This is a genomic window from Kitasatospora sp. NPDC127121 (assembly GCF_042677305.1).
GTDB lineage: Bacteria > Actinomycetota > Actinomycetes > Streptomycetales > Streptomycetaceae > Kitasatospora.
This window is the reverse complement of record NZ_JBHXTQ010000012.1, coordinates 1-26,959: the sequence shown is the minus strand read 5'-3', so window position 1 is coordinate 26,959 and position 26,959 is coordinate 1. Positions and strand designations below refer to the sequence as shown.

At 70.1% G+C, this 26,959-nt stretch carries 15 protein-coding genes and 2 pseudogenes; 9 read left to right on the top strand and 8 right to left on the bottom strand.

All coding sequences use genetic code 11. The annotated features are described in order from the left end of the window. Window positions 1-202 precede the first annotated feature (202 nt). Genes ACFVHI_RS09345 through ACFVHI_RS09330 form a run of 4 tightly spaced genes read right to left on the bottom strand, consistent with a single transcriptional unit; the run spans window position 203 to window position 9,680 of the window. A complete protein-coding gene (locus ACFVHI_RS09345) occupies window positions 203-3,268 on the bottom strand; it encodes a pPIWI_RE module domain-containing protein (RefSeq protein WP_380337280.1) in 3,066 nt (1,021 codons plus the stop codon). Between the two features lie 46 nt (window positions 3,269-3,314). After that, on the bottom strand, window positions 3,315-7,004 hold the full coding sequence (locus ACFVHI_RS09340) for a hypothetical protein (protein ID WP_380337277.1): 3,690 nt from the start codon (window positions 7,002-7,004) through the stop codon (window positions 3,315-3,317). Beyond that, complete coding sequence (locus tag ACFVHI_RS09335; protein ID WP_063350431.1) at window positions 6,997-8,136, bottom strand: HU-CCDC81 and SPOR domain-containing protein; 1,140 nt, start codon at window positions 8,134-8,136, stop codon at window positions 6,997-6,999. The genes ACFVHI_RS09340 and ACFVHI_RS09335 overlap by 8 nt, the downstream gene beginning before the upstream one ends. After that, entirely contained in the window at window positions 8,133-9,680 is a 1,548-nt protein-coding gene (locus ACFVHI_RS09330) for a PD-(D/E)XK nuclease family protein (protein ID WP_159398560.1), read from the bottom strand. The genes ACFVHI_RS09335 and ACFVHI_RS09330 overlap by 4 nt, the downstream gene beginning before the upstream one ends. Before the next feature lie 329 nt (window positions 9,681-10,009). On the opposite strand from ACFVHI_RS09330, the gene ACFVHI_RS09325 reads away from it, so the two are divergent. From ACFVHI_RS09325 to ACFVHI_RS09310, 4 genes and pseudogenes are all read left to right on the top strand, one after another. Beyond that, window positions 10,010-11,575, top strand: a complete 1,566-nt coding sequence (locus tag ACFVHI_RS09325) for a serine/threonine-protein kinase (protein ID WP_244293733.1) — start codon at window positions 10,010-10,012, stop codon at window positions 11,573-11,575. Window positions 11,576-11,724: 149 nt separating this feature from the next. After that, a pseudogene (locus ACFVHI_RS09320) lies at window positions 11,725-12,162 on the top strand (DUF2399 domain-containing protein). Window positions 12,163-12,185: 23 nt separating this feature from the next. Next, window positions 12,186-12,311 (top strand): annotated as a pseudogene (locus ACFVHI_RS09315) (family 1 glycosylhydrolase); the annotation flags it as partial. 330 nt (window positions 12,312-12,641) lie between these two features. Then, a complete protein-coding gene (locus tag ACFVHI_RS09310; protein WP_063350434.1) occupies window positions 12,642-13,133 on the top strand; it encodes a hypothetical protein in 492 nt (163 codons plus the stop codon). Window positions 13,134-13,329: 196 nt separating this feature from the next. Here the strand turns inward: ACFVHI_RS09310 and ACFVHI_RS09305 are convergent, their stop codons facing one another. After that, window positions 13,330-13,608, bottom strand: coding sequence for a DUF6896 domain-containing protein (locus ACFVHI_RS09305; protein ID WP_380337446.1), 279 nt, complete (start codon window positions 13,606-13,608; stop codon window positions 13,330-13,332). A 3-nt stretch (window positions 13,609-13,611) separates the two neighbouring features. Next, window positions 13,612-14,214, bottom strand: a complete 603-nt coding sequence (locus ACFVHI_RS09300) for a CGNR zinc finger domain-containing protein (protein ID WP_380337272.1) — start codon at window positions 14,212-14,214, stop codon at window positions 13,612-13,614. A gap of 151 nt (window positions 14,215-14,365) precedes the next feature. On the opposite strand from ACFVHI_RS09300, the gene ACFVHI_RS09295 reads away from it, so the two are divergent. The 3 genes from ACFVHI_RS09295 to ACFVHI_RS09285 all read left to right on the top strand — a co-directional run bounded on the left by ACFVHI_RS09295 (window position 14,366) and on the right by ACFVHI_RS09285 (window position 19,466). Continuing rightward, window positions 14,366-15,433 (top strand): alcohol dehydrogenase catalytic domain-containing protein, encoded by a 1,068-nt coding sequence (locus ACFVHI_RS09295; protein WP_380337269.1) that lies wholly within the window; start codon window positions 14,366-14,368, stop codon window positions 15,431-15,433. A gap of 53 nt (window positions 15,434-15,486) precedes the next feature. Then, window positions 15,487-16,470, top strand: coding sequence for an alpha/beta hydrolase (locus tag ACFVHI_RS09290; protein ID WP_380337266.1), 984 nt, complete (start codon window positions 15,487-15,489; stop codon window positions 16,468-16,470). Window positions 16,471-16,808: 338 nt separating this feature from the next. Next, complete coding sequence (locus ACFVHI_RS09285; protein WP_380337263.1) at window positions 16,809-19,466, top strand: SpoIIE family protein phosphatase; 2,658 nt, start codon at window positions 16,809-16,811, stop codon at window positions 19,464-19,466. A 54-nt stretch (window positions 19,467-19,520) separates the two neighbouring features. Here the strand turns inward: ACFVHI_RS09285 and ACFVHI_RS09280 are convergent, their stop codons facing one another. Further along, window positions 19,521-20,546 (bottom strand): alcohol dehydrogenase catalytic domain-containing protein, encoded by a 1,026-nt coding sequence (locus tag ACFVHI_RS09280; protein WP_363377150.1) that lies wholly within the window; start codon window positions 20,544-20,546, stop codon window positions 19,521-19,523. Window positions 20,547-20,870: 324 nt separating this feature from the next. After that, window positions 20,871-21,998, bottom strand: a complete 1,128-nt coding sequence (locus ACFVHI_RS09275; protein ID WP_380337260.1) for an NADH:flavin oxidoreductase — start codon at window positions 21,996-21,998, stop codon at window positions 20,871-20,873. A 427-nt stretch (window positions 21,999-22,425) separates the two neighbouring features. Here ACFVHI_RS09275 and ACFVHI_RS09270 point away from each other — a divergent pair, with 427 nt between their 5' ends. Together ACFVHI_RS09270 and ACFVHI_RS09265 are read left to right on the top strand one after the other, a co-directional pair. Continuing rightward, window positions 22,426-24,105, top strand: coding sequence for a DUF885 domain-containing protein (locus tag ACFVHI_RS09270; RefSeq protein ID WP_380337257.1), 1,680 nt, complete (start codon window positions 22,426-22,428; stop codon window positions 24,103-24,105). A gap of 192 nt (window positions 24,106-24,297) precedes the next feature. After that, on the top strand, window positions 24,298-26,478 hold the full coding sequence (locus ACFVHI_RS09265; RefSeq protein WP_380337254.1) for a DEAD/DEAH box helicase: 2,181 nt from the start codon (window positions 24,298-24,300) through the stop codon (window positions 26,476-26,478). Window positions 26,479-26,959 lie beyond the last annotated feature (481 nt).

The window sequence follows — 26,959 nt, the reverse complement described above, 5'->3', positions numbered from 1 at the left end:
CTCCGTTCTGTCATAAGCAGGGGAGCGCAGGTGAGCGCGCTGAACGAGCCTAGTGCGTGGTGCGGTGCCGGTGGCGTTCGTGGCCGATCTGAGACCCGGCGTTCGGGGCCCAACTGCCGGCGGATCACCTGTCCTCGCCGGTGGAGCTGTGGCGCACGTGATCGACTGCGGCAGGGGAGTCCGGTTCGGTTGCCGGGACGGCTCAGAACAGTTGAAGTTGGCCTTCCTCCTCCGGATCCGTTTCGACCGCGAGGCCTGGGGCGGGGGCCAGCGAGGGATCCACTGCGGCGGCTGCGTCCCCCGAGTCGTCCTGCTCAGGATCCTGCTCTCCGCCCTCGGCCTGCATCGGTAGCACGTACTCCTGCGCGAGGCCTGCCAGGTGCAGGGGCAGCGGCATCGAGATCGGGTCGGTGTACTCGGGCGCGTGGCGCAGCTGGTGCATGGCCAGCGCCAGAGCCTCGGGGCGATCGCCGGCCGCTGAACCATTCGATCGACAGCCGAGGACGGCAATCTCCACTAGCGCGGGGTTCCAAGCCTGCTTGCCGACCTCATTCACCAGGTTTCCCTTGCTGTTCCGGCGCAGCGCGAGCCGATCGAGGGTGACGGCCGTCTTGGTGAACGTGACTGGTTTGCGGGTGGTGCTGTAGAAGACCCGATGATCGAGCGGACGGTGGACTCCGGCAGGCAGCTCCTCGCCCCAGAGCCCGGCGTAGATACCGTTGTCACCGCCGTCCTCGGCCAGCCCCCAGCCCTGTGGTGTCTCGCGCCCGGCTCCCCCTCTGATCCTGACCAGGCGAAGCCCGGGGTCGAGTCCCCGCGGACCAGCTGCCCCGTCCTCCACCGCATCCGGTTCCACGCGCCCGTCCTGCAGCCACGGCCAGTGCATCCGGCTGTTCTGGGAGTGGGTGATCAGGACGGTGCGGCCGCCGGTAGTCCGCAGGGAGAAGAGCATCCGCTGGATGAAGGAGGCGGTCTCGCGACGCTGTTGGGCGAGGTTCGCTCGCCATGACGTCCGATTCGGGACTGCCGGGTCGCCGGCGTCGTCCGGTGCACTTCGCGGTGCCGGGAGGAGAGGCTGCGGAGGATGGCCGTCTGTCGGATCGATCTCCGCCTTCCGGACCAGCTTGAGCAGCAGCTCCGGATAGGGAATCCAGTCCTGCACCGTCGGGTCGTCGTCCCAGCCCTGCACCTGCGCCAGTCCCACGTGCTCTGCCGCCGGTGTGACCAGCACCGCCACCGGGAGGTGTTTCGGCAGCAGGGTCGGTCCGTCCTTCCGGCGCTTGACCATCCACAGGGCTGCGTACCGCAGGTCTGCCGGCAGATCGACGTCGTTCGACAACTGCGGCAGAGCGCGCACTCCCAGTTGGCGCAGCCCGTCCTCCCACGCCGAGCGCAGCCGGTGGGGCAGACTGCCTCCACTCTCCTGCTGTGCTCCGAGAGCACGGGGGACGGTGTCCGGAACCACGGTGAACTGAGTGAGCACCCCGGAGTCGGCACACCCGAGGCGCATGGCGAACTTGGGGTCGGTGTCAGCGGGCCTGAAGACGCTCGGGTGCGCGATCTCGACGAGCGCCAGTGCTGGTGTCCCGGGTACCGCGCCGTCCGCCAGCAGATGATCGCGGATCGCCGACCGCCGGGAACTCACGCCCTGGGCGAGGCGGGCTCCACGCCTGGGCACGGACGGGTCGAGTTGAAGGGGATCGGCCAGTCCCCCGGTCAACGGCAGGCAACGGAGTTGGACGGTCAGCTCCGGTGCCTGCCACTCGAGGACGACGGGGCTGCCTGGGCCCGCCGCTTCGAAGACGGCCTCCACCTGGTCCGCACTTCCCACGGGGGCGCCGCCGTCACCGCAGAGCCCCAGTGTGCCGATCAGGGCTTCTGTAGCGCTCTTTCGCAACTCATTGCTCTGCCACAACAACCGGATCTCCACGGTCGGGACACCGTCGGTACCGGTTCGGCGGCGGGCATCGACAGCAAGGGCCACCCGTCGGAGCTGGGCGGTGCCCTCCCGGTACTGGTCCGTGATGCTCTTGGGCCGGGCGTTGGCGGGTTGGGCTGAGCGGGTGCCGCAGCTTTTGAGGTCCGGCACGCGGATCAGTCCATCGGGCAACGCCTGCTCGGCCCAGGCGATGATCGCCGACCGTTGCTGCGGCATCAAACCGGTTCCCACGGCGTGAGCGCCCATTCGGGTGCTGTGGACGACAGCGGCCTGGATGCCTGAGCCGTCCTCGGCGAGCCACGGTTCCGGCTCGGCGAGCAGCTTGTCCGGAGCGGGAAAGGCGGAGTCCAGGGAGAGTCCCTTCAGCAGCCCCGCAGGGTCGTTGCCGAGCCAGTCGAAGGCCTGCGCCTGCCGATCGCGTGCCAGCCTGGCCACCGACCAGCGGCTACTGAGCGGGAGGCCGGGAAGCCACGGCAAGGCTGGGCGTAGGTAAACCGAGGTCGCGCCCTGATAGCGCAGGTTGAGTCGGCCGGTATCGGTGCGGGGACGCGTGGCCCACCGGCGGACGCCCAGGTGGAGGTGGAGCCGTGGTCGTGGATCGAAGGGAACGGTGTGCAGGGTTACGTTCAGCAGGATGGAGTACCACCAGGACGCGCGGCCGGTGACGTGTTGCAAGGGCTGTGACATCAGTTCGGCCCCCTGCTGCCGCGGCCCTCGCGTCACGGTGCGGAACCGCAGTTCACCTCCTTCGAAGGTGTAGGGCGGCAGGGTTGCGATCCGTCGCGCCAACTCATCGGTGGCAAGCTGGAACTGGAGCGCGGATGGGATTGCGGTGCCGCCCTTGCTGGTGGGGGTCTGCAGCAGGGCGATGCCGGACACCGGCTGCCAGGAGGGAGGCTGTTTCTCGATGCCTGTCGCAACCTTCAGCAGCAGCCGATGGTGCTCCGGGGTGCCGAGTGTCTCCGGTCGCCCCAGCGTCCGCAGCCAGACGGTCAGGAAGCGGCTCAGCAGTGGGTCGGGCAGCGGGTGGTCGTCCCCCGATCGGCGATAGAGCCAGAAGTCGTCGAGGGAGGAACCATCAACGGTGGCCGGTGGCCGGTGTCGCGGACGGACGATCAGATCCGGCGCCAAGGTCTGCAGCGCGCCGTCCAGCCGTCGGGTGGGCGCTGTCTGCCACCGGTGCTGCTCCGTGCGGCCGATGTTGCACAGCTCCAGCACCCCTGGATTCAGATGCTCGGGGAAGGGCAGAGCGAGGTAGTCGACGGTCCACGGGCTTGCATCCGGGGTGCTCACGTAAGCGGCGCGGCGAAGGGTGTCGTACAGGGCCACGGAAGACTCCTCGTTCGGTCGGCCGCATGACGTGGTTGAGAGAGAATCACGTCTCCAGGCTGCTCAGAGCGTCGTACAGCGGCTGGTAAAGAGCTCGAACCAGGGCCGCATCAGCCGGTTCGGCACGCCCGCTGAAGTACGGAGCGAGGACTTGGCGAAGGCGGGAGAGCAGTCCGTCATCGAGTTCCCAACGGCGACTTGCGTCGGAGCGGTCGGGAGGAGTGGCGAGGTCGTGATCCGTGAGGGCACGGGGGTCCGCTTCCTGGACGGTGGACTCCGGAGCCAAGGAGGCTGCCAGCGCCGGGGCGAATGCGGCATCCACGAAGACCACCCGCGCGGGGACCCCACCGCGGACGAGACGGCCGATGACCTGCCAGATCGTGGTCAGCTGATCCCATGCGAACGACTCCTTCTCCCGAAGGGTGAGCCGGGAGTACATGTAGCGACGGGACAGCAGCCGTCGCCACTCGGCTCGGGCCGCATGGCGAAAGGCGAGCCCCGAGGAGTCCAGGCCGCCGGCCTTGGCGACGAGCTCGCTGAAGGTGCCCTGCTGCAATCCGGGAAGGTCACGTGCGAAGCGCGTCACCCAGTCGTTGATGGCGAAGACCGAGAGGTAGAGGTCGTCGGGCACGGGGTGGGGGCGAGTCAGGAACAGCACGGTTCCGAAGGCCGCCACCCTTTCCTCGCCAGGCCGATGGGGGACCGTCAGGATGTTGTGCCCGCGTTCGACCGCCAGGAGTGGCGCCACCAGCAGCTCGGCCGTGTCGTCCTCGGCGAATGAGGCCAGGTCACCGCGGCGCACGGTTCCCGGAAGCGACGTCGCAAGGTCCTGCTCCAGGTCGGCGTCATCGGCGATCAGGACCCGGACGCTCGTGCGCCAGCGGTCCATCTGCTGGAGCACGTCGGTGGCTGTCAGAGCGTCGCGGTAGCTCCCGACCAGGAGCAGGGCACGCCTTCGGTGCTGGTCGGGGATCCGGGCCAGTTCTCGTTGGAGAAGGCCCGCAGTTTCGGCTGGCCCGGGCTTGCCGAGCTGCCACACCATGGTGCGCAGGACCTTGTCGTGGTTCTCCCGACGCGCGCCGGAGAGCCGGATCGGCGTGCCGTCGGAGTAGTAGACGAACTGGGTGCGGAACACGCTCTTGCTGATCCTGTCGATCGCGTCCGCTCGCGGTCGGAGCACCGCCTGAACCGGCGCGAGTACGTGCGCCCTGGTCGATGTTCCGGCCCAGCTCGACCCGGACATCAGCAGGACGTTGGGACCCGGTCGCCCCTGATCTGGGTCGGCACCGAGACGAGGCAGGGAGTAGAGCAGCTCGCGGCCCACCCCGGCGCAGCGGAAGAACCGCAGGGTCCCGCTCCGGAGGCCGTCGGCATCCTTCGGACCGTCGCGTTCGTCCGGCAGGTACTGGAAGCCGAGGACGTTGCCCATGGGCGACTCGGGGATGACCGAGGCGTAGTCGAGTGGGGGACGCCGACTGAGGTCGTTGCCGCTGGCGTCGAGATGGAGGGTGGCCTCGACCTGCGGCCACAGGAAGCTCACCTGATCCAGTCGATGGTGCAAGGTCGCCAGGAGCAGGGTGAACTCCAGCCTCTCGGCGTTGCACTCCAACCAGGCCGTGCTGCCACGCTGTCCCGCTGCAGCACTCCCGACGGGATTAAGGTCCGGTGCTCCGTCGAGCAGCCTTTCCAGAACCTTGTGGACCCGGGCGCGGGTGTTCCCCTCTGCGAGGGTGTGCAGCAGGTCCTGCGCAGCCGAGGTGAGGAGATCGGAGTCCGGCCCGTGCGGCCCCAAGTCGCCGAGTGGATCGTCGCGGAAGACGTCCATGACGTGAGTGAGCTCGTTGCGCCTCGCAGCCCATGGTTCGCGGCCAGCGGCCGGGGGCGGGGCTGCATCCGGGGTCGGGTCGAGCGCCTCATCCAGGTCGTAGAGGCTGAGTTCGTCGGCCAGGGTCTCCGAGAGGTCGTCGTGTGGCCGTGGGTACCAGTCGGCGAGCAGCTTCTCCTGGAGAGTCCATGCGCTGAAGTAGTCGGTCTCGACCCATGCCTGGAGGCCAGGGTTAGAAATCAGCAGGGCGTACAGCCGGTTGGCGGCGTTGCTGACCACACCGAGTGAGGCTGCCCAGCGCTGCACGTCGCGGTCGGCCAGCGGTAGCCGGCTCTGGCGGGCCAGCTCCTCGATCTTGTGGGTGTCCAGTCGGTCGAGCCAGGAGTCGAGCCTGCGCCCCGGCACCACCAAGGTCGCAGAGGGGGCGAAGGCCCGGTCCAGCCCCATCTGCACGCGGTCGACCTCGTCCACGATGATGATGTCGCTGCGCAGGGCGGCCAGTTCGAGGTATCGGATCCGTTCCTCGTTGAGGTTGCGTGGGACCGATGTCTGGACGAGGCTCATCGGATTGGCAACCCAGACCAAGGCGTTCACCAGCCTGCGGGAGGCGTTGTGGCGCGGGCAGCCGCTCCACAGCGGGCACCCGTGCGCCGTCGAATGCCAGTCGCCGTCGCGGTCCGTGCCCGGGGCCTGGTCGGCGGTTCGCGTGTCCCCGAGGTGCAACACGGCCAACTCGGTGTCGAGGGCCGACTGACTTCCGGGAGTACGTGCCGGGTGGAGGCCGGTACATGGGGCGTCGGCAAAGCGGAGCGGGGTGTGCGCGTCGATGCCCCGCAGTGCGTCCAGCGGGCATGCGGTACTCAGGTCCGTGAAGGCGGGGCTCTCGTGGAGCAGAAGTGAGGACTTGCCGCGCCCGGTGAGCCGTCGGTGTACACGCTGGGTGTGGCGCTCACGCATGGTCCCGCCCATCACGGGGGCGACGTCCAGGTCCGGGCGGGCCCGGAACAGCTCCCGGAACTGGGCCGTGAGCGTGAGCTGTTCGGCTACATCACCCACGACGAGGGTGGTCCTCAAGCCGCGTAGCGCCGCCCACACAGCGATGAGCATCATCAGGGTGCTCTTCCCGGCCCCGACCATACCGACCATGTGGACGAGTTGGTCAAGCCGCAGGACGGTTGCGGGCTCGAAGCGGACGCCGTCGGAGTGGCGGGTATCCAGCCGCAGGTTGTTCAGTCGCTCCTCCCAGTGGTTCTGGTGCTGGGCGGGGCCCGGTTCCTGCTGGTCCATCCACTGCGCCGTCACCATGAGCTCGGCCAGGGGGACGTCGATCGGGCCGCCCTCACCGGGCCGGCCAGCCTTGAGGTCGTGGCCGTTTGGGGCACTCAGTGCCAACCCCTCCGGGATGGTGACGGAGGCGTAGCGGCGCTGCTCGGTGAATCGGTGCGAGCCGGCCGTGGCCGGGGGCAACGGGGTGCGGGAGAACGGTGCGGAGGAGTCAAGTGCGTTGTCGTAGAGGGCGAGACGCCCCCCTGCGATGCGCGGTTCCACCCAGTGGGCCGGACCGCCGTGGACGGGGACACGATAAGCCCGAAGCCTCTCCGGAAGCCGCCGGTAGGCTTCCAGACTCTGCTGCCACAGGCGCCGACGGCGCAGGGTCCAGAGCAGCTGCCGTGCGTTGTAGAGGATCTCCTGATCGCTGGGCGTGATCCCCAAGCCGGATGCGAGCGCGAAAGGGTAGCCGCTGAGGAGAGTCCAAACGCTGTCGGCGCTTTCGTCGGGCGCGATGCGCTCCAACAGCCTCAGCCCCAGCTCGACCTGGCACAGAACTGCCGGTTTGGTGTCCTGATGTTCGGTGGGCCATGGCTTGAGCAATCGCACCAGTGAGGAGTGCCAGGAGCTGCGGTCACGCATCGGAGCCTCCGTCCAACCGGGCCTCAGAGCCCCGGCCTCCGCGCAGTCTGGCGCGGGCTCGCAGCACCAGATCGTCGTCCACCAGCAGGTGCAGTCCGCGTGCCGAGGCGGGGCGTGCCCGGCGGAAGGCCCCCAGATAGTCGTGGTGGCCTCGGACGCGGTACCGCGGAACGACCCAGCAGGCCTCGTGATAGGGGGGCGTCGTGGGAACCAGCGACGCCTTGCGGCCGAGCAGACCCGGATGAACGCGGTCCTTGACATCGATCGCCCACACATGGTCGTCAGGGAAGGTCACCCGCAGGTCGTAGGCGTCATAGGCCGGCCACATCTCCACGGTGAGACCCAGGCTGCGCAACGCATCCTCCAGTCCGACCTCGGCACGGCCAGGCCCTGTCACAAACTGTCGGAGCGGGCGCCGCAGTTGCAGGACCTTCCCGGTCGCGCTGAGCATCAGCGACCGGCCAGGCGGTGGCGGTCCCTGCTGCCGGCACTCGTCGCGCTCGCACCACCAACCGCCGTCGGTGAGTGGGACGAGTAGGGTCCGGCAGCGCTCGCAGGGGGTGTAGCGGCCGTCGCGCAGGTAGTGATCGGGTGCAGTCGGGTAAATGGCGCTCAGCAGGGACACCACCGGACACAGGTAGAGATCCCCGGCGAGCTCGGACCAGTCAGCGGAGGTAAGCACCGGCTGATCGACCAGAACGCGGCGGAACCGGGTGTAGGACTCGGGGGAATCGACGGCGAGGCATGCCTGGAGCGCAACGGCGATGGTGCGACGGTCGTACTGCCTTGCGGCGCTGTCCTTGCCGCCGTCGACCTTCCACTCCAGGCACAGCTCCGTGGGCATGCCTGAGTGACGGTCGATCAGGACATCTCCCGAACCGAAGGCCTCCTCGGCTTCTTCGTCGGCAAGTTGTAGGGGCCAGCGGTCCAACGGCCGGGTCCGGCACCAGCTGATCAACTCGGGCAGCCCGGAAGGGGGCGTGATCCTCCCGCGGAGGCATTCCAACACCACCTGGTCCAGTGCGCGCTGTGCCTCGGGAGGGTACGGAGGTGGGGGAATCGTCTGTTCGCGTTGTTCGGCGATCTCGATGATGGCCGTCGCAAGGACGTGGAGCAGCGGTACGTTGATCATGCTCGACTCCTGGGCTCCCGTGTCGGTGGAACCGTCTCCCGCGTCGTGTGTCCGGCCAGGTGTTGGGCGCCGGGCCGGCACCAGGAGCGGGCCGGGCAGTCGGCGCAGTGCGGTCCTGGCGCGGGGGCGAAGAGCGTGTCATGAAGGAGTGGTTCAGCCAGTTCCGCGAGGAGTAGCCGGGCCTCCTCCACGGTCTCGGGACGGCTCGGGTCGAGCTGTTCCAGGCTGGGGTAGTCCTCGTGCAGCAGCTCCAGTTCGACCCGGGAGCGCCGGGTCGTCTCCGGATCGAATCTCGACGCCAGCATCATGACGGCTATGGCCAGTTGTGGATGACGTCGCATCAGTGAGACGCCCTGACCAGGCAGGCGGGAGACGGTCTTGGTCTCGCGCCAGAACCAGCCGCCGTCCCTGGTGTAGAGCAGATCGGGTGTGGCGATAAGGAGCACGCCGAGGCTCGGTATGTGGACCGCTGACGTGTGCTGAACCAGGATCCTCTCCTCGGGGCCCAGAGCGTCGAGGGGGCATAGTGTTCGGTGCCAGCTGAGCATCGCGGCGGCCTGGCTTGCGATCCCTCCGGTGAGCCGGTGCCCGCCGGCCTCCCAGTCGTCAGGGTCCGCAGGGCCAGCGAGGTGGCGACAGCTGCGCCCGGGCCTGGTGCTGTGCTGGTCGTTGAGCCAGGCATCCACGGCTCGGCCTCGGCGTGTCTCCTCGGACTCCTTCTCCTCCAGGGCACGGAGGTTAAGCTGCCGGTCGAGGTGGTAGCGAGCTGGGCAGGAGCGGTACGTTCGCAGATCCCAGGCGGAGATGTCCCTGCGGGAATGTTGCAGCGAAGGGGTTCCCGGCCACAGTCCTTCGGCCCGGCGCAGGGAGCCGCACCCTTCAATGGCCTTGCAATCGGTGCAACTCGTCCCTGGCCGGGTGGTGATGTCGACCTCGGCGCGGGCCAGCAGCGGGGCGGTGTGTGCGGCAAATGCTGCAGCGGCCTCCTGTGTCGACCAGTTCAGTAGGAGTGTCGAGTCGCCTGCGGCACAGCCGAATTCGTACACCCTGACGCGGTCCGGTCCGCGGAACGCAGAGTCGTCTGGTCGGGTGTAGGGCTGGCCGAATCGGGGACGTCTGCACGGCACTCCTCGGAAGAGGACGTGGGCGATGGCGGCCTGTTCGGCGATCGACCGATTCTGCTTGGCCTTGCCGTACGAAGGGAGCCACAGCTCACGAAGCCGTCCGTCGGCCGACTCGTAGCGCCGTCCCCAGGCCGTGTACTCGCGGACGGCCGCGGTGTCGAGATCGCCCGGGTCGGTGCGGCGTCCCCGGAAGGCGACCCATTCGAGGTTTCGCAAGGGGTGTGTGGGTGAGACTCCGGCGGCGGAAGTCTGCTGGCTCCGGCGGGCGACGAGGAATCGGGTGATGGCCTGAGAGGTCCAGTCGAGCAAGGACGGGTGAGCGGGCGGCCCGTACCCGAATGTTCCCTCGCTGGCGAAGAGTTGCTCGACAACGCGTTCAACCGGCTGATCTTGATGCTCGATCAGGTCGAGTGCTGTCATGAAGGGCGCCATGCCGAAGGTCTGGAGCCCTTTCCGCCGCGGGGGTTGGTGGGAACTCGGTAGGATCAGTGGTCGGAGCTTGGCAGCCTTGGCTCGTGGGCAGGCGTTGGGCTCCTCCCGTGCGGCTGTGCTGGACAGCCGGAGCAGCCAGCCGTCCCCCGTGAGGCCCGGCGGCGGAATCGGACGATTCACGGGATCCCTCCGTGGCAGATGGACGCCTTGCGTGGTGAAGGTGCTGCGGCATGACGACCGGAGGAGCATCGCAGAGGTAGCCGAACGCGGTCAATGCGTCACTGAGCGCCATGGATGCGTACTAAGGTGTGCGCAAGATGCAGGCGGCGTGCCCGAACGATGTGCGCTCGGCACGATTGCATGATTGGGGGACCGTGGACGACCGCGAACTGCTTCCGGGCGAACGGGTGGGCGGGCGCTACGAGGTGGTCGAGCCGAAGGGCAAGGGGGGCATGGCCCGGGTCTACCGGGGGATCGACCTGGCCGATGGCGGTGCCGTGGCCCTCAAGTTCATGCGCTCGGACCGGGAGTGCCTCAAGCGGCTCGATCCTGACGAGCGAGAACGAGAGTGGAAGACCCTCCTTGCCCGCTTCGAGCGGGAGGTCCACCAACTCGGCCGGCTGCGTTTCCCGGGCATCCCCCGACTGCTGGGGCACGGGGAGCATTGCGGCGAGCGCTACCTCGCGATGGAGTACATCGATGGCCGGACGCTCTATGAGATCCTCAAGCAGCGAAGTCCGTTGCCGCACGCCGCAGCCGCAGCGGTAGCGGTGCAGGTGATCGACGCCCTCGCGCACGTCCACGCCTTGCCGCTGGTGCACCGGGACATCAAGCCCATGAACATCATGATCGCTCTTTCGGGCCTGGTCTCCGTGGTCGACCTCGGAATTGCCAAGCCGCTCGGCCTTGGTGTGTCCCAACTGACTGTTCATCAATCAACTCTGGGTAGTCATGGATACAAGTCCCCTGAGCAGTTGATGGACCGTCAGCCAACTGTGGCGAGCGACATCTACAGTCTCTGCTGTGTCCTCTATCTTCTCTTCGAGGGAACCCCCCCGCATGACGGCCAGACCGAGGGTGCCCTACGCGATCAGCACCTGTACGAGCAGCCGAAGCCGTTCGGTTCAGCGGTCCCGGTGGATGTGGCTGAGGTCATTCTGAGGGGACTGGCCAAGGACTATCAGGACCGGCCTTCGCTCGCCGAGATCCGCGAAGTGATGGCCCGACACCTTCCGGCGCCCGGGGATCCTCCTCCCTCGCCCCGCCTTGAGTACGACCCGACCATTCCGTTCCGGCTACTGGAGAATCCTGCTCCGACGACCGAGGCGGCCGGGGAGGACCTCGAACAGCAGGAGGACATGCCGTGGGTGGGGCCGGCCGATCTCAGGAAGGCGATGGAGGCTGTCCAGGTGCTGCTGGACAGTGGGGATCCGGCAGGCGACGAAGTGGTGGAGCGCATCGAGGAACTTGCGAGGCTGGCGCTCCTCGGCCAGCAGCAGCTGGGTCTGCGCCGTGCAGTGGTTCGGGACGCGCTCATTCTGGCAGCCGACGGACTGAGGGCGGAGGCGGGGGCCGGGAGGCATGCCTGCCGGCTGTACGAAGGGATCGCGCGGGACCTCACACACGCCAATGGGCCAGAGGAACGTGCCGCCGCGATCACTGCGCGGCTTCGCGCAGCCGAGTGCCGATTGGACCTCGGTGAGAGTGCGCCGACACTTGCCGCCCTCAGGGAGGCCGCTCAGACCACGGCCGAGCTTCCTCCGGCCTTCCGGGGCGAGCCGGAGTGCGCCCGCGGGGAGCTTGAGGAGAAGTACGTCGCGCGGGCGCAGTCCGCGGAACAAGCGTGGCGGGTGGTCCACGACCTGCGTCAGCGCCTCATGTGACGGCCGTTGTGGCGGCGGAACCGCCCAAGTCCACCCCGAGTCCGAGCGAGCCGCGCCACGATGCGAGGAGCGGGCCAACGGCCTCTCGGCGGCTCTCCCGACTGGGACCCGGGGCCCGCTGACGGTCCTTGCCCAACTGAGTACACCCAGTGACTGCACCGGTCCCGCAGGACCGGTGCACATCACCGAGAATCCCAGCGTGCTCGGGCCGGCCCTGCGTGCTTCGGCCGCACTGCCCACCGCTGGTCTGCACCTCCGGCTGGCCCAACACCGCCGTGATCTACCCGCTGCGCCGACTCGCCGAAGACGGCGCTTCCCTGCGCTAACACGGTGACTTCGATGGCGATGGCATCCGCATCGCAGCCCATGTGATGGCCAAGGCCGGTGCCGCTCCCCGGCGGATGGCAGCCGACGACTACCGGGCCGCCGCGCCCCTGGTCCCCTCGGGCCCCGATCCCGGGCGCCTGACGCCCGCCCCGTGGGACCGGGAGCTCGTCGACTCCATGGCCGACCTGCGCACCGCAGTGGTCGAGGAGGTGGTCGCAGATTTCCTCCTCGATGACTTGGCAGACCACCGAAACGAATAGAATGACAGCCTGTTCGACGGGTTGAGGGCTACCACCAGCGCTTCGGCCTCATCCACGTCGACTTCGAGACGCAGAAGCGCACCCCGAAGGCCTCCTACGCCTGGTACCGCGACCTGATTGCAAGTCATTATGCGAAATTTGGACGTTAGTTGCGAGCTGCGCGAGGGGTGCGAGTCAGGATCGCGACTGGGAAGGAAGCGACTGGCGAAATGCGAACCCGTAGCCGAGTACCCCGCGCTCGGCGGTGATGACAGGGTGTCCGATAGGTCGGACGGTCTTCGCCAGCGGTTCGGCCGGGGGCCGCGGCGGCCCCCGGCCCGTCGATCGCGCCCGTCCTGGCTCCGAGTATCGTCTGATCCTTGACGGCAATGGGAACTCCGCCCGCCTCCAGGCGCCGTCACTTGTCCTCACCACCCGTGCCATCGGGTGACTACGAATGGTGAGGATGCCGGTCGACCGACACGCCAGGGAGGGCCCTGATGGCGGACAGCGAGCACGAGGACGGCGATGCGAACCCCTCGGAACTGCCGGCGCTGCGACTGAAGCTCTACGTCGAGTCGCTCCAGGTCCTGATGCCCGAGCGGCAGTTCAAGCTTCTGATGGACGTCCTGCGCGGCTATGCCGAGCTCGGCGGTGGGCGGATCGCGGTGAAGCTGGACGACGAGGAGCGGGAGCTGTTCACACCTGCGGTGCAGCGCGAACTGCTCGTTCTCCTCGGCCTGATCGGTGCCCTGACACCCGGACACGAGGACCGTGCCGACCGTGTGGTGGCCGACCTCGGCGACGGGGAGTGGGCCAAGGAGGTCATGTCGCTCGTACCGCTGGAGGTCGCCTCCGACCCGGCCCGACTGCGGGAAATGCGCGACCGGCTTGACGCCGCTGAGGGCCGGCGGGCGAGCGACCGCGCGACGGTCGAGGGAATCGCAGAGGCGAGCGGGATGGCGGGGACAGAAGAGACCGGGCCCTCCTGACTCTCGACGTCAGCGCGGTCGGCCGCGTGATCCGTCCGTGTGTACCGCGGCCCGAACACCTGCTCAGAACGAGCCAGTAGTGAGAGCGATACCCCGGGAATCCGAAGCAATCGCGAGCACGGGGGTTCGTGGCCCCGCGACCTGCGACCTCGTGATCAGTCGCTGAATGGCGGGCTCGTCGTCGACCGCGCCGGTCTCACGCTGAAGTCTTGACCTCGGCCACGCTGAACCACCCTGGCCGCACCTCGACCAGCGGTGGCTTCAGCGATTCCACTGCGGACCGCAGGTCCTGCTCCGTGGGGTCGTGAGGCGCGGGCAAACTCCGGCCATAGCGGCGCAGCCGCCAGAAATCGAAGATCTCCCTGCCGTCGGCTGCGAAGTCCACGTCGATCTCGGTGCCGTTGTCGCTGATGAAGAGGCAGCCTGCTCCGTGGACCTGGTAGGAGTAGGTGCCGATTTCGCCGCGCGCGGCGATGCGCTACCGGGGGCCGTCGGCGGGTGTCTGTTGCCTGGCCCGGTAGGCGCGTTTTTTGACGAGGGCGCCGCAGGTCTTCATCGAGCACCAGCGGCGGGCGCCCGCGCGGGAGGTGTCGACGAAGGGGGCACCGCAGTCGGGGTTCCCGCAGATGCGGACGCGGGTGCGGTGCTCCGATGCGCAGAGGGCGATCAGATCCCGGGCGACCATCGAGAGCACCGCCGCGAGTGCGTCGCCGTGCCAGCGCACGGTGGTCGCGTCGGGGGCGAGTTCGGGTGTCGAGGGGGGCTCGGCGGCGGTGCGGTTGACGAGCGCGATGTCCTCGGGCGAGGGCGGCGTGGCGTCCGCCAGGGCGCGGCCGGTCCGCTGGATCGCCTCACGCAGCTGCCTGGCGCGGCCGAGGTCGGCCTCGGTGCAGGGCGGCGGCGCTGTCGTGCAGTCGCTTTCGACGGCCCAGCGGCTCAAGTCCTCGGGCCGGGCGAGCCGTTCGAAGGGCGTGTCCGCGCCGCGGTCGGCCAGGGTGCCGGCGAAGGCGAAGCACAGCCGCGCGTCGTCGAAGCGGAAGTCGGCCTTGGCGCGCTGGCGCCCCTCGCGGCTGTCGTCCATGTCCACCACTTTATGCGGTTGACATGGCTCCGGGCAAGCGGCTAGCTTCAAAGTCCACCACTTGAACCGGTGGACTTTAGGCGGTTGCTCCCTGCTCCCGTCGACTCCCCTCAACTCCCGCCAACGCCCTTCAGCACGAGGAGGCCGCGCCATGCGCGCCGCAGTCATCGAGGAACTCCACAAGCCGCTCGTCATCCGCGAGGTGCCCGATCCCTCCTGCCCGCCGGACGGCGCGATCGTGCGCGTCGGGGCGAACGGGATCTGCCGGACCGACTGGGCCCTGTGGGCCGGGGAGTTCTGGACGGGCGGGCCGCGTGTCGAGGCCCCGTTCGTCCTCGGCCACGAGTTCGCCGGCACCGTCGTGGAGGTCGGCCGCGAGGTGCGGGGGTGGAAGGAGGGCGACCGCGTCATCTTCCCGATGAACCCCGGCGAGGGTGCGTGCGAGATGTGCCGCAGCGGCAATCAGCACGTCTGCGAGCACGTGGACTCGCTCGTGCCCGGGGTGTCGTACTGGGGCGCCTTCGCCGAGTACGTCATGGTCCGCTTCGCCGACGTCAACCTGGTCGAAGTGCCGGAAGGCGTCGGCTTCGTGGACGTCGCCGCGCTGGCCTGCCGCTACATGACCGCCTTCCACGGCGTCGTCGACCAGGCGAAGGTCCGCGGCGGCGAATGGGTCGCGGTGTACGGCGCCGGGGGCGGCATGGGGCTGTCGACGGTCGAGATCGCCGCGGCGACGGGCGCCAACGTCATCGCGATCGACATCACGGACGACAAGCTGGACGCCGCCCGCGCGCTCGGCGCCGTCCACACCGTCAACGTGGCGACCGATGACCCCGCCGAAGCGGTGAAGACCCTCACCGGCGGCGGTGCCCACGTGTCGGTCGACGCCGTGGGCATCGCCGCCGCCTGCCGCAACTCCGTCCTCTCCCTGCGCACTCGCGGCCGCCACCTCCAGCTCGGACACACCACCGCTGCGGAACAGGGGGACGTCGCGCTGCCGGTCGACGTCATGATGGTCAAGGAGCTGGAGTTCCTGAGTGCCTTCGGTATGCAGGGCCAGCGCTTCGGCACGATGCTGAACATGATCGCCGCCGGCCGCCTCGACCCCGGCCGCATCGTCTCGCGCACCGTCGGCCTCCACGAGGCGAGCGAGGTCCTGGAGTCCCTGGAGACGTACGGACCCACCGGCGTGGTCGTCATCGACTCGTTCCGCCCCTGAAGCGCCTCCCCCCGGCCCCCTCGAAACACCTCCCCCCGAAAGCAGGAACGGCCATGCCCGCATCCCGTCAACTGATGGACCAGGAACTGAGCCTGGCCCTCGACGCGGTCCCCATGACCCCCAACGGCGCGTTCGACCTGACGGACCTCGCCGCAACGCGCGCGGCGTTCCGCGCCCAGGCCGAGGCCGCCGCCGAAGCCCAGCCCGGCGATCCGTCGGTCACCATCGAGACGCACCTCGCGCGCCGAACGGACGGCCCCGACGTACCGATCCGCCTTCTGCGCCCCACCGGAGCGCCCGGACCTCTGCCGGTCCTGCTCTGGTTCCACGGCGGCGGACAGGTCCTCGGCTTCGCCGCCCAGGACGACCCGTGGCTCACCCGGCTGGGCGCGAGCCTCGGCTGCGCCGTCGCCGTGGTCGACTACCGGCTCGCCCCCGAGACACCCGCTCCCGGCGCCGCCGAGGACGGCTTCACCGCCTACCAGTGGCTCGGCCGCGAGGCGGACGCCCTGGGCCTGGACGGCACCCGCATCGGCATCGCGGGCCAGAGCGGCGGCGGAGGCGTCGCGGCGGCCACGACCCTCCTGATCCGCGACCGCGGCGGCGTGACACCCCTGTTCCAATCCCTCACGTATCCGATGCTCGACGACCGCAACCGCACCGCATCGAGCCACGAGATCACCGACATCGGCATCTGGGACCGCTCGACCAACCTCCTCGCCTGGCAGGCGATCCTGGGCGACCGCGCCGGCACCGACGACGTCTGCCCCTACTCCGCCCCCTCCCGCACCACCGACCTCAGCGCCCTGCCACCCACCTTCATCACCGTCGGCGACCTCGACTGCTTCCGCGACGAGAACCTCGACTACGCCACCCGCCTGCGGGCCCACGGCGTCCCGGTCGAATTCCACCTCTACCCCGGCGCCTACCACGCCTTCGACCTCATCGCCCCCCACTCCCGACTCGCCACCACCTTCCACCAGACCTGGTCCAACTACCTCACCCGCCAGTTCCACACCTCCCCGTCCCCCGCCTGACATCCGCGCCGAGGACTGTTCGGTCGTGGAGGAGACGAGAGGAGAGGAGACGAGACGAGAGGAGAGGGAGGAGAGGGAGGAGAGGAACGGTGAGGGCCGGCCGGCCGCGGGGCGGGTGAGCCGTTCGGTGCTGCGGTGGGACACGCTGCCACCTGCGCTTCGCCCCCATCAGCGTAGTGTGGCCCGCTCGTGACCGGGGTGCGGTGGATCATGGGTGTATGGCCAGAGACACGGGCCGCTCCTCCTGGCTGCCCCTGCGTCGATCGGGTAGCCGTCGTGAGCGGCGACACCCACGCTCAGCCCCGCGGGAGCAGTCGGCGCATCGCCTGTGGTCGGTGATGAGCATCCGGAGTGTCGCCGGTCAGATGTTCGTCCTGCAGGTGCTGATCGTGCTGTTGCTCGTGGTGACGGCCGTCGTCGTGCTGCTGGTCCAGTCCCGCAGCGACCGGTTCGAAGCGGCGCACGGCCGCACGCTCGCCGCGGCCCAGGCGTTCGCCCACGGTCCCGGTCTGGTGGCGACGATGCAGGGCCCCGACCCCAGCGCGGTGCTCCAGCCGCTGACCGAAGCGGCCCGCACGGCTGCCGGGGTCGACTTCATCGTGGTGACCGACCGCAACGGCATCCGCTACACCCACCCCGATCCGGAGCTGATCGGCAAGATGTTCATCGGCACCATCGGGCCGTCGCTGCACGGCCAGGTCACCGTCGAGGACGTGAACGGCCCACTCGGCTCCGAGTACCAGGTGGTCGTCCCGGTGGAGGACTCCCACGGGGCGGTCGTGGGCATCGTCTCGTCCGGGATGAAGGTCTCCAACGTGAGCAGCGCGTTCAACCGCCAGCTGCCGGTCGTCCTGGGCGTCGGCGCCTTGGCGCTGGGCCTGGCCACGGCCGGCACGGCGCTGGTGGGCAGGCGTCTGCTGCGGCAGACGCGCGGCCTGGGGCCGGAAGAGATGACCCGGATGTACGAGCACCACGACGCGGTGCTGCACGCGGTGCGCGAGGGCGTGGCCATCGTCAGCGGCGACGGCCGGGTCCTGCTCGCCAACGACGAGGCGCGCCGCCTGCTCGACCTGCCGCCCGACGTGGAGGGGTGCACCGTCGCCGACCTCGGCCTCGCCCCCCGCACGGCCGAACTGCTGCTCTCCGACCGTGCGGTCACCGACGAGGTGCTCCCCGTCGGAGACCGCCTGCTGGCCGTCAACAGCCGCCCCACCGACAGCGGGGGAGGACCGTCGGGCAGCGTCACCACCCTGCGCGACTCCACCGAACTGCGCGCCCTCGCGGGGAGGGCGGAGGTCGCCCGCAGCCGGCTCAGGCTGCTGTACGAAGCGAGCCTGGCCATCGGCACGACCCTGGACGTCCGGCGCACCGCGGAGGAGCTCGTCCGGACGGCCGCCCACGAATTCTGCGACTACGCCACTGTCGACCTCGCCGAAGCGGTCCTGGACGGCGAGGAACCACGGGTGCTGGTGGTCGATGCCCCGGTGGAGCTGCAGCGGGTGGCGCTCGCGGGCGCCCGGGACGATTCGCCGCTGTACCCCCGAGGGGAGCTGGTCAGGTGGGACCGGGGCACCCCGCAGGCGGCGGGTTTCGTCGGGGGGCGTCCCACGCTGGTCACCGAGCTGGCGACCGACGCCGGCTGGCGCATGCAGGACACCGAGCGTACGCAGGCGGTGCTGGAGTTCGGCCTGGCATCGCTGATCGCCGTTCCGCTGTCGGCACGGGGTGTGCTGATGGGCATCGCCTGCTTCTGGCGCAGCCGTGACAGAGGTCCCTTCGAGGAGGAGGACCTGTCCCTGGCCGAGGAGCTGGCCGCCCGGGCCGCCGTGTCCATCGACAACGCCCGCCGCTACACGCGCGAGCACATGATGGCCGTCACCCTTCAGCACAGCCTGTTGCCGCGCGCGCTGCCCGAGCAGAGCGCCCTCGACATCGCCTACCGCTACCTCCCCGCCCAGGCGGGGGTCGGCGGCGACTGGTTCGACGTCATCCCGCTGTCGGGCACCCGGGTCGCGCTCGTCGTCGGGGACGTGGTCGGCCACGGCCTGCACGCGGCCGCGACCATGGGCCGCCTGCGCACCGCGGTCCAGAACTTCTCCACCCTCGACCTGCCGCCGGACGAGCTCCTCGGGCACCTGGACGAACTGGTCGCCCACATCGACCAGGAGACGGCGGCAGCCGAGGGCGAGCTCGCGATCACCGGCGCCACCTGCCTCTACGCCATCTACGACCCCACCACCGCCACCTGCGCCCTGGCCCGGGCGGGCCACCCGCCGCCCGCCCTCGTCCACCCGGACGGCACGGTGGAGGTCCTCAGCCTTCCCGCCGGTCCGCCGCTCGGCCTGGGCGGGATGCCCTTCGAGGCCACGGAGGTACGGGTGCCCCAGGGCAGCAACCTGGTCCTCTACACCGACGGCCTCATCGAGGACCGCACCCGCGACATCGGAGTCGGCCTGGACGTCCTCACCGCCACCCTGGGCCGCGCCGACCGGTCGCCCCAGGAGGTCTGCGACGCCGTGCTCGACGCCCTGCTGCCCGTCCGCCAGACCGACGACATCGCCCTGCTCGTCGCCCGCACCCAGGTGCTGGCACCCGATCGGACCAGCGAGTGGGAAGTGGCCGCGACCCCCGAGGCCGTGGGCCGGGCGCGGGCCGAGGCGACCCGACAGCTCACCGAGTGGGGCCTTGAGGAGGCCGTGTTCGTCACCGAGCTGGTGCTCAGCGAGCTGGTGACCAATGCCATTCGCCACGGGACCGAACCGATCAAGGTGCGGCTGCTGTACGACCGCACGCTGATCTGCGAGGTCGCCGACACCAGCAGCACCGCCCCGCACCTGCGCTACGCGGCCGCCGAGGACGAGGGGGGCCGCGGCCTGTTCCTCGTCGCCCGGCTCGCCGAGCGCTGGGGCGTGCGCTACACCCCCTGGGGCAAGATCATCTGGGCCGAGCAGTCGCTGCAGCCGAGTGCCTCGATGGCCTGGCCCATGATCGAGTAGCCGGGGGAGGCCCGTAGTGGGACCGCCTAGCCAGGGGGGCGTGGCCGAGCGGGGTCAGCCGGTGGTGAGCACCATCCGGAAGCGGGCCTTCCCGGCGAGCATCTTCTGGTACGCCTCCTCGGCGTGGTCCAGCGGCACGGTCTCGGTCATCGGGCGGATGCCGTGCAGGGCGCTGAACGCCATCGTGTCCTCCACGTCCTGCGCGGTGCCGGACGGGTGGCCCCGGACGACGTTGGCACCCATGAGCAGTCCGGCCGGACTGATCGCCATCGGAGCTGCGTCCGCCCCGATCACCACCAGCTCCCCGCGCGGGGCCAGGCCGTCCAGCGTGGACGCGATGGCCTCGGAGTTCCCGGCAGTGGCCAGCACGGCCCTGGCGCCGCCGAAGGACTGCAGCGCCTCGGCGACCGGGGTGCCGGCGGTGCTGTCGACGTAGTGGTGGGCGCCCAGTTGCTCGGCGAAGCCGGCCTTCTCGGCTCCCCGGGCGATCGCCACCGTCTCGAAGCCCATCGCGACCGCGTACTGAACCCCGAGGTGCCCGAGCCCGCCGAGCCCGAGCACTGCGACCAGATCGCCGGGCCGGGCGGTGCTGCGCCGCAACCCGTTGTACGTGGTCACGCCCGCGCAGGCCATCGGCCCGGCATCGCCCGCCGCCAGTTCGTCGGGGATCCGGGCCAGTGCGTCGGCAGGCGCGATCACCTTCTCGGCGAAGCCCCCGTCATACGTCCATCCCGGGACCTTCAGGTTCCGGCACACGATGAAGTCGCCCTGGCGGCACGGCTTGCAGTGGCCGCAGCTGCCGCCGAACCAGCCGACCGCCACCCGGTCGCCGATCTGCCATCCACGGTCCCGAGTGCCCTCGCCGAACTCCTCGATGTGCCCGGCGATCTCGTGTCCGGGCACCACGGGGAACGACACGCCCGGTAGCGCCGCGTTCACGAAGAGTGTGTCGGAGTGGCAGACGCCGCACGCCTCCACGGCGATCCTCACGTGGCCGGGTCCCGGCTGCGGCACCTCTCGCTCGGCCGGGTGGAGCGCACCGCCCGGGGCGGTCGCCTGTGCCACTCGATAGGTACTCATGATCAGCGCTCCTCCGGGAAGATGATCGGCGCTCCTCCGGGAAGTCGTCGCCGTACGTCGGCAGGCTGCTCAGGGGTCCATCCGGGGGGCCTTTCTTCACCATAAGGCCGTACGGGCCACTGCGCAGGGCAGTGGGGGCAGCAGGCCGAGGGCCACCACCGGCGTCACGGCCTCGTCCGTGTCGACTTCGTCCGAAATCACCGCTCACGCAAGCTTGTTGACACCTCGTTCTGCCGGAGCGGTCCTGCGGGAGTCCGAAGGGACCCGGCCCCGCCGTACTTGCCGCTGCACCTGCCGCGCGGCCGGGTCCTCGGGGGGTGGTGGTCAGCTGAGGGTGCGGAGCGCGTCGGCGTCGTAGGGGCGCAGGTCGGCGTGGCGGCCGGAGAGGACCTTGGCGGCCCACTGCGGGTCCTGGAGGAGGGCGCGGCCGACGGCGACCAGGTCGAACTCGTCGCGCTCCAGCCGGTCGAGCAGGTTGTCGATGGCCTGGACCGGGGAGCCCTCGCCCCTGAAGGCGCCGACGAAGTCGCCGTCGAGGCCGACCGAGCCGACGGTGATGGCGGGGCGGCCGGTGAGCTTCTTGGTCCAGCCCGCCAGGTTGAGGTCCGAGCCGTCGAACTCGGGGACCCAGTAGCGGCGGGTCGAGGCGTGGAAGGCGTCGACGCCGGCCTCGGCGAGCGGGGTGAGGATCGCCTCCAGCTCCTCGGGGGTCTCGGCGAGGCGGGCCTCGTAGTTCTCGGACTTCCACTGCGAGTAGCGGAAGATCACCGGGAACTCCGGGGAGACGGCCGCTCGCACCGCGGCGACGAGCTCGGCCGTGAACTTCGTCCGGGCCACCGGGTCGCCGCCGTAGGCGTCGGTGCGGCGGTTGGTGCCCGCCCACAGGAACTGGTCGAGCAGGTAGCCGTGGGCGCCGTGCAGCTCGACGCCGTCGAAGCCGATCCGCTCGGCGGCCGTGGCGGCCTCGGCGAACGCGCCGATGACGGCGTCCAGATCGGTCCGGGTCATCGCCCGGCCCGTTCCCTCGGTGCCGTCCAGCCGGATCCCGGACGGGCCGACGGCGGGCGCGTCGGCGAACGGCGGGTCGCCCTGCTGGCGCACCATGCCGATGTGCCAGAGCTGCGGCACGATGGTGCCGCCCGCCGCGTGGACGTCCTCGGCGACGCGGGCCCACCCGGCCAACTGCTCCTCGCCGTGGAAGCGCGGGATGTCGTCACTCTGGCCGGCGGACTCGTGGCCGACGTACGTCCCCTCGGTGATGATCAGGCCGACGCCCGCGGCGGCCCGGCGGCCGTAGTACGAGCGCACGTCCTCGCCGGGCACGCCGCCCGGGGAGAACCTGCGCGTCATCGGCGCCATCGCGATGCGGTTGGGAACGGTCAGCCCGTTGAGCGTGACGGGCCGGGACAGGATTTCGGCCGCGCGGGAGGCTGCGGGCTCGGTGACGGTCATGGGATCCCTCGTGGGTACCGGTGGAGTGCGCCGGGGCGGAATTGGTTGCCTGTGCAAACAACCCGGATGGCCCCCGCATTTCGCCGACTGCGCGAAACCTGCTGTGATCAGCGCCACTGCGCACCGGAGGGGGCGGCCGGCTCGCCCTGCCCGGTCGTGGCCCAACCCGTCTGCTGCGGTGCGGACTTGGCGGCTGTCCGGGGCGGGAGGGCGGACCCTGGCTACAATCACGACGTGTTCGACGGCCTGAGGCCTTCCGCCGGCGCTCCGGAATCGTCCACGTCGACGTCGCGGCGCAGCGACTTCGCGGCGCGGTGACTTCGTGGCGCAGTGACTTCGCGGCGTAGCGACTTCGTGGCGCAGCGGCGCACCCCGAAGGCCTCCTACGCCTGGTACCGCGACCGATCGCCGACCGAAGGAGCTGACGATGACTCCACGACAGATCGCCGACGACTACGTGGCCCGGGTCGCCGCACACGATCCCGTCACCTCCACGTCCCTGGGCCTGGCTCCGGGCGACGACCGGATGCCCGACCTGTCGCCGGACGGCGTCGAGGAGACGGTCCGGCTCGCGCGGGAGGCGCTGGCGCGTCTGGACGCCGTCCCCGAGGCCGGGCCCGACGGGGATCCGGCGGAGCTCGTGTGCGCGCGGCTGCTGCGCGAGCGGCTCCACGCCGAGGTGCGGGTGCACGAGGCCGGCGAGAACTTCCGCGCCGTGCGGAACCTGCACACGCCGGTGCACCAGCTCCGGGGCATCTTCACGATGATGCCCACCGCCACCGACGACGACTGGGCCCCGGTCCTGGGCCGACTGCGCAACCTGCCCGCCGCGCTGGACGGTTACCAGGCCACGCTGGCGGAGGGCGTCGCCCGCAAACTGCTCGCCGCGCCCCGCCAGGCCGACGTGCTGTGCGCGCAGCTCACCGCGTGGACCGGCGAGACGGCCGGGGGCCCCGGCTGGTTCGCCGAGTTCGTCGCCCCCGCGCCGCAGCGGCTCCGCCCCGAACTGGACACCGCCGCGAACGAGGCGACCGCCGCCGTGGCCGCGTTCCGGGACTGGCTCCGCGACAGCTACCGGTCCGCTGCGGAAGGCACGCCGGACGCCGTCGGCCGCGAGCGCTACCTGCTCGGGGCCCGCCGGTACACCGGCGCCGACCTGGACCTGGACGAGACCTACGACTGGGCCTGGGAGGAGTTCCACCGGGTCTGGGCCGAGCTGCGCACAGAGGCCGAACGGGTGCTGCCCGGCGCCACCGTCCGGGAAGCCCGGGCCCACCTGGACGAGCACGGACACACCGTGCACGGCGCCGAGCAGATGCGCGGCTGGCTGCAGCAGATCACGGACGACGCGATCGAGGCACTCGACGGGCGCCACTTCGACATCACCGGCCCGCTGCGCCGGGTCGAGACCAGGATCGCCCCGGCCGGCAGCGCCGCCGCGCCCTACTACAGCGGACCGAGCCTCGACTTCGCCCGCCCGGGCCGGACCTTCCTCCCGCCGGCCAACGGCGACGCGCAGGAGCGGTTCCGCACCTGGCGCCTGGTCAGCACCTGGTACCACGAGGGTGTCCCCGGGCACCATCTGCAGCTCGCCTCCTGGACCGCGGCGGCGGAGCAGCTGTCCCGCTACCAGGTCACCCTCGGCAAGATCAGCGCCAACGTGGAGGGCTGGGCCCTGTACGCGGAGCGGCTGATGGACGAGCTCGGCTTCCTCACCGATCCCGGACGCCGCCTCGGCTACCTCGGCAAGCAGATGATGCGGGTCGCCCGCGTCATCGTCGACCTCGGCATGCACCTGGAGAGCGTCATTCCGGCGGGCTCCCCGTTCCACCCGGGCGAGCGCTGGACCCCGGAGCTGGCCACCGCCTTCATGGCCGACTACGTCGGTCTGGCGCCCGCCCACCTGCACAGTGAGATCGTCCGCTACCTCGGCTGGCCCGGCCAGGCCATCGGCTACAAACTCGGCGAGCGCGCCTGGCTGGCCGGCCGCGAGGCGGCCCGCCGCCGGCTGGGCGCCGACTTCGACCTCAAGCGCTGGCACATGAAGGCCCTGCGACAGGGCTCCCTGGGCCTGGACGACCTGGAGACGGCCCTGGCAGCGCTGTGACCGCCGGCTGACGGCAGGGTGACCGCCGTCGATCGAGACGGACGCCCGGGCGCCCCCGGCCCGGAGACTCCGCCGGGCCGTCGGGCGGCCGGGGGTGTGGTCGGGAATCCGGGGCGGTCGGCGGTGCCTGGATGGAATCATGTGGACGCCCGGAGAGGGTGCCGCAGGGTCGAGTCGGGACAGGAGCCGTAGGTGGGAGAGAGGCAGCGCGCCGTCCGGAAGCCCAAGGTCGTGCTGGCGGACGGGGAGCGGCTCCATGCGGTCGCCCGCGCGGTCGTCGACGATCACCAGGGTGCTGTCGAGCACGTGCGCCAGGCCGCGGCCGGTCTGCGGGGCCAGCTGGTCCGCGACGAACTGGACGGCATTCCGGTGGCCCGGCTGAAGGACGTCACCGAGGGGCGTCTGCGCGTCGGCGCGTTGGAGGCCGCCGGAATCAGGACCGTGCGGCAGGTGGTGGACGCCACGCCCTACACGCTCCAACTGCTGCCCGGAATCGGAGCCCAGAGCGCTCTCCAGGCCATCGCCGCCGCCGGGCAGATCGCCCGGGCCGCCGAGCAGGCCGTGGCGATCCGGCTGGACGTCGACCACCAGGACGCGGCGGGCACCGCGCTGGTCGTCGCACTCCAACGGCTGGTCGCCGCCGGGCCCGATGCGAGACGGGCCAGGGAGCTGGCGGAGCGTGTCGCCGGCGAGGCCGCCGCCCTGATCGCCGCCGCCCAGCCGGCCCGGGGCGTTGTGAGAGGCCTGTTCGCCGGGCGGCAGCGCCGGCAGGAGGCATTCGCCGCGGTCGATCGGTTGGACGCCCTGCTCGCGGAGACGGAGGGCCGAGGAACGTCCATGCTCTTCGCCCAGGCCTCGGTGGACCTCCTCCGCCCACCGGCCACGGACATCGAGGCCTGGGCGGAGTTCGAAGTCCGCTCGGCCGAGTTCTACGGCGTCCTGGGCGAGTTCGCCGGATCCGGCTCCGACGGGCTCACCGCCTCCGAGGGCTTCCTCCCGGAGAGCCTGTCGGACCGGGTCCGGGCCGAGCCGCTGGACGACACCCGGTGCACGGTCCCGCTCCGTGGTTACCAGGCGTTCGGAGCCCGCTTCGCCCTCGCCCAGAAGCGGGTGATCATCGGCGATGAGATGGGCCTCGGGAAGACGATCCAGGCGATTGCCGCGCTCGCGCATCTGCGGGCGCACGGGAGCGCACACTTCCTCGTCGTCTGCCCGGCGAGCGTCCTCATCAACTGGATCAGGGAGATCGAGTCGCGCAGCACGTTGAGGGCGTTCCGATTCCACGGCCAGGAGCGGGAAGCGGCGCGCACCGAATGGCTCCGCAGCGGAGGTGTCGCCGTCGTGACCTTCGACGGACTGCGTCGCCTGGAGGTCCCGGAGGACGTCACGGTCGGCATGGTCGTGGTGGACGAGGCCCACTACGTCAAGAACCACAGCACGAAGCGCTCGCAGGCGGTGGCAGAGTGGACCGCCCGCGTCGACCGCGTCCTGTTCCTCACCGGCACCCCGATGGAGAACCGGGTGGAGGAGTTCCGGAACCTGGTCCGCTATCTGCAGCCTGATCTTCTGCCCGGAATCCACAGCAGTTCGGCCGCCGCAGGGCCGACGTCGTTTCGCAAGGCAGTGGCACCGGCCTACCTGCGCCGCAACCAGCGGGACGTCCTGACGGAGCTCCCCGACGTCGTTCATGTCGACGAATGGGAGGAACTGTCGGCGTCCGATCTCGTCGCCTACCGCTCGGCGGTCGCCGAGGGGAACTTCATGGCCATGCGCCGTGCCGCGTACGCGGACCCGGAAGGGTCGGCAAAGCTGCTGCGGCTGATGGAGGTCGTCGACGAGGCTGCGGAGAACGGGTTGAAGGTCGTTGTCTTCTCGTACTTCCGAGATGTCCTGCGGGTCGTCCAGGACGCTCTGGGGCAGCGTGCCTTCGGCCCGATCGACGGAGGCCTGGACGCTGTCCGACGGCAGGACGTGGTGGACGAGTTCGCCGCCGTGCAGGGCCATGCGGTGCTGCTGAGCCAGATCCAGGCCGGCGGTGTGGGACTGAACATCCAGGCGGCGTCGGTCGTCATTCTCTGTGAGCCCCAGGTGAAGCCCACCATGGAGAGCCAGGCGATAGCCAGAGCCCATCGCATGGGCCAGGTCCGGCGTGTGCAGGTGCACCGCTTGCTGGCCGTGGACAGCGTCGACCAGCGGATGGTGGAGATCCTTCGCGCGAAGAGCCAGTTGTTCGACGACTACGCGCGCCGCAGTGACGTGGCCGAATCGACTCCTGAAGCGGTCGACGTCTCGGAGCAGTCGCTGGCCGCGCTGATCGTGGAGGAGGAACAACTGCGCCTCGCCCGGACGGCTGCCAACGGTGCTGCGACCTGACGCCGTGACCGGGGGCGTTGTGGCGGGTCGGTAGAGGTCGGGAGGGGCTGGCAGGGGCTCGCAGGGGTAGACCCGGGCGGTCCCGGGCTGGGCGTTTGTTTCGGGCACTGAATAGGGGGTACTGTCTCCCAGTCGCTCGGCAGGGAGCACCGGACACGCATCGGCGCGGACGGTCCCGGGGCGGCCAATCCTCTTGAAACACCACCTCCTGGTTCGGGCCGGGTCGCGTCTTGTCGCGGCTTGGTTCCTATTCGGCGTGCTCGTTTTATTGGATTGCGGCTGATTCGCTTTTCGGAGCAGGGGTCGGCTAGAGTTTGAAACGTCGGACGGGGCATAAAGCCGCAGAAGACACCAGCGAGTTGGATGAACGAAGCGCCGGAAACGGGGCGGAAAACATCTGGTAAGCTGGGAACACGAAAGAACGAAGCGCCCGGAGGGCCCGCTGGAAGGCGGTCCGAAGGAAGTGTCCGTTCCTTGAGAA

Coding starts and splice junctions, on each gene's coding strand:
- ACFVHI_RS09340 (WP_380337277.1), bottom strand. CDS start 7,004: ATGCGTGACCGCAGCTCCTGGCACTCCTCACTGGTGCGATTGCTCAAG.
- ACFVHI_RS09275 (WP_380337260.1), bottom strand. CDS start 21,998: ATGACCGTCACCGAGCCCGCAGCCTCCCGCGCGGCCGAAATCCTGTCC.
- ACFVHI_RS09290 (WP_380337266.1), top strand. CDS start 15,487: ATGCCCGCATCCCGTCAACTGATGGACCAGGAACTGAGCCTGGCCCTC.
- ACFVHI_RS09325 (WP_244293733.1), top strand. CDS start 10,010: ATGCAGGCGGCGTGCCCGAACGATGTGCGCTCGGCACGATTGCATGAT.
- ACFVHI_RS09295 (WP_380337269.1), top strand. CDS start 14,366: ATGCGCGCCGCAGTCATCGAGGAACTCCACAAGCCGCTCGTCATCCGC.
- ACFVHI_RS09280 (WP_363377150.1), bottom strand. CDS start 20,546: ATGAGTACCTATCGAGTGGCACAGGCGACCGCCCCGGGCGGTGCGCTC.
- ACFVHI_RS09330 (WP_159398560.1), bottom strand. CDS start 9,680: ATGACAGCACTCGACCTGATCGAGCATCAAGATCAGCCGGTTGAACGC.
- ACFVHI_RS09285 (WP_380337263.1), top strand. CDS start 16,809: ATGAGCATCCGGAGTGTCGCCGGTCAGATGTTCGTCCTGCAGGTGCTG.
- ACFVHI_RS09335 (WP_063350431.1), bottom strand. CDS start 8,136: ATGATCAACGTACCGCTGCTCCACGTCCTTGCGACGGCCATCATCGAG.
- ACFVHI_RS09310 (WP_063350434.1), top strand. CDS start 12,642: ATGGCGGACAGCGAGCACGAGGACGGCGATGCGAACCCCTCGGAACTG.
- ACFVHI_RS09300 (WP_380337272.1), bottom strand. CDS start 14,214: ATGGACGACAGCCGCGAGGGGCGCCAGCGCGCCAAGGCCGACTTCCGC.
- ACFVHI_RS09270 (WP_380337257.1), top strand. CDS start 22,426: ATGACTCCACGACAGATCGCCGACGACTACGTGGCCCGGGTCGCCGCA.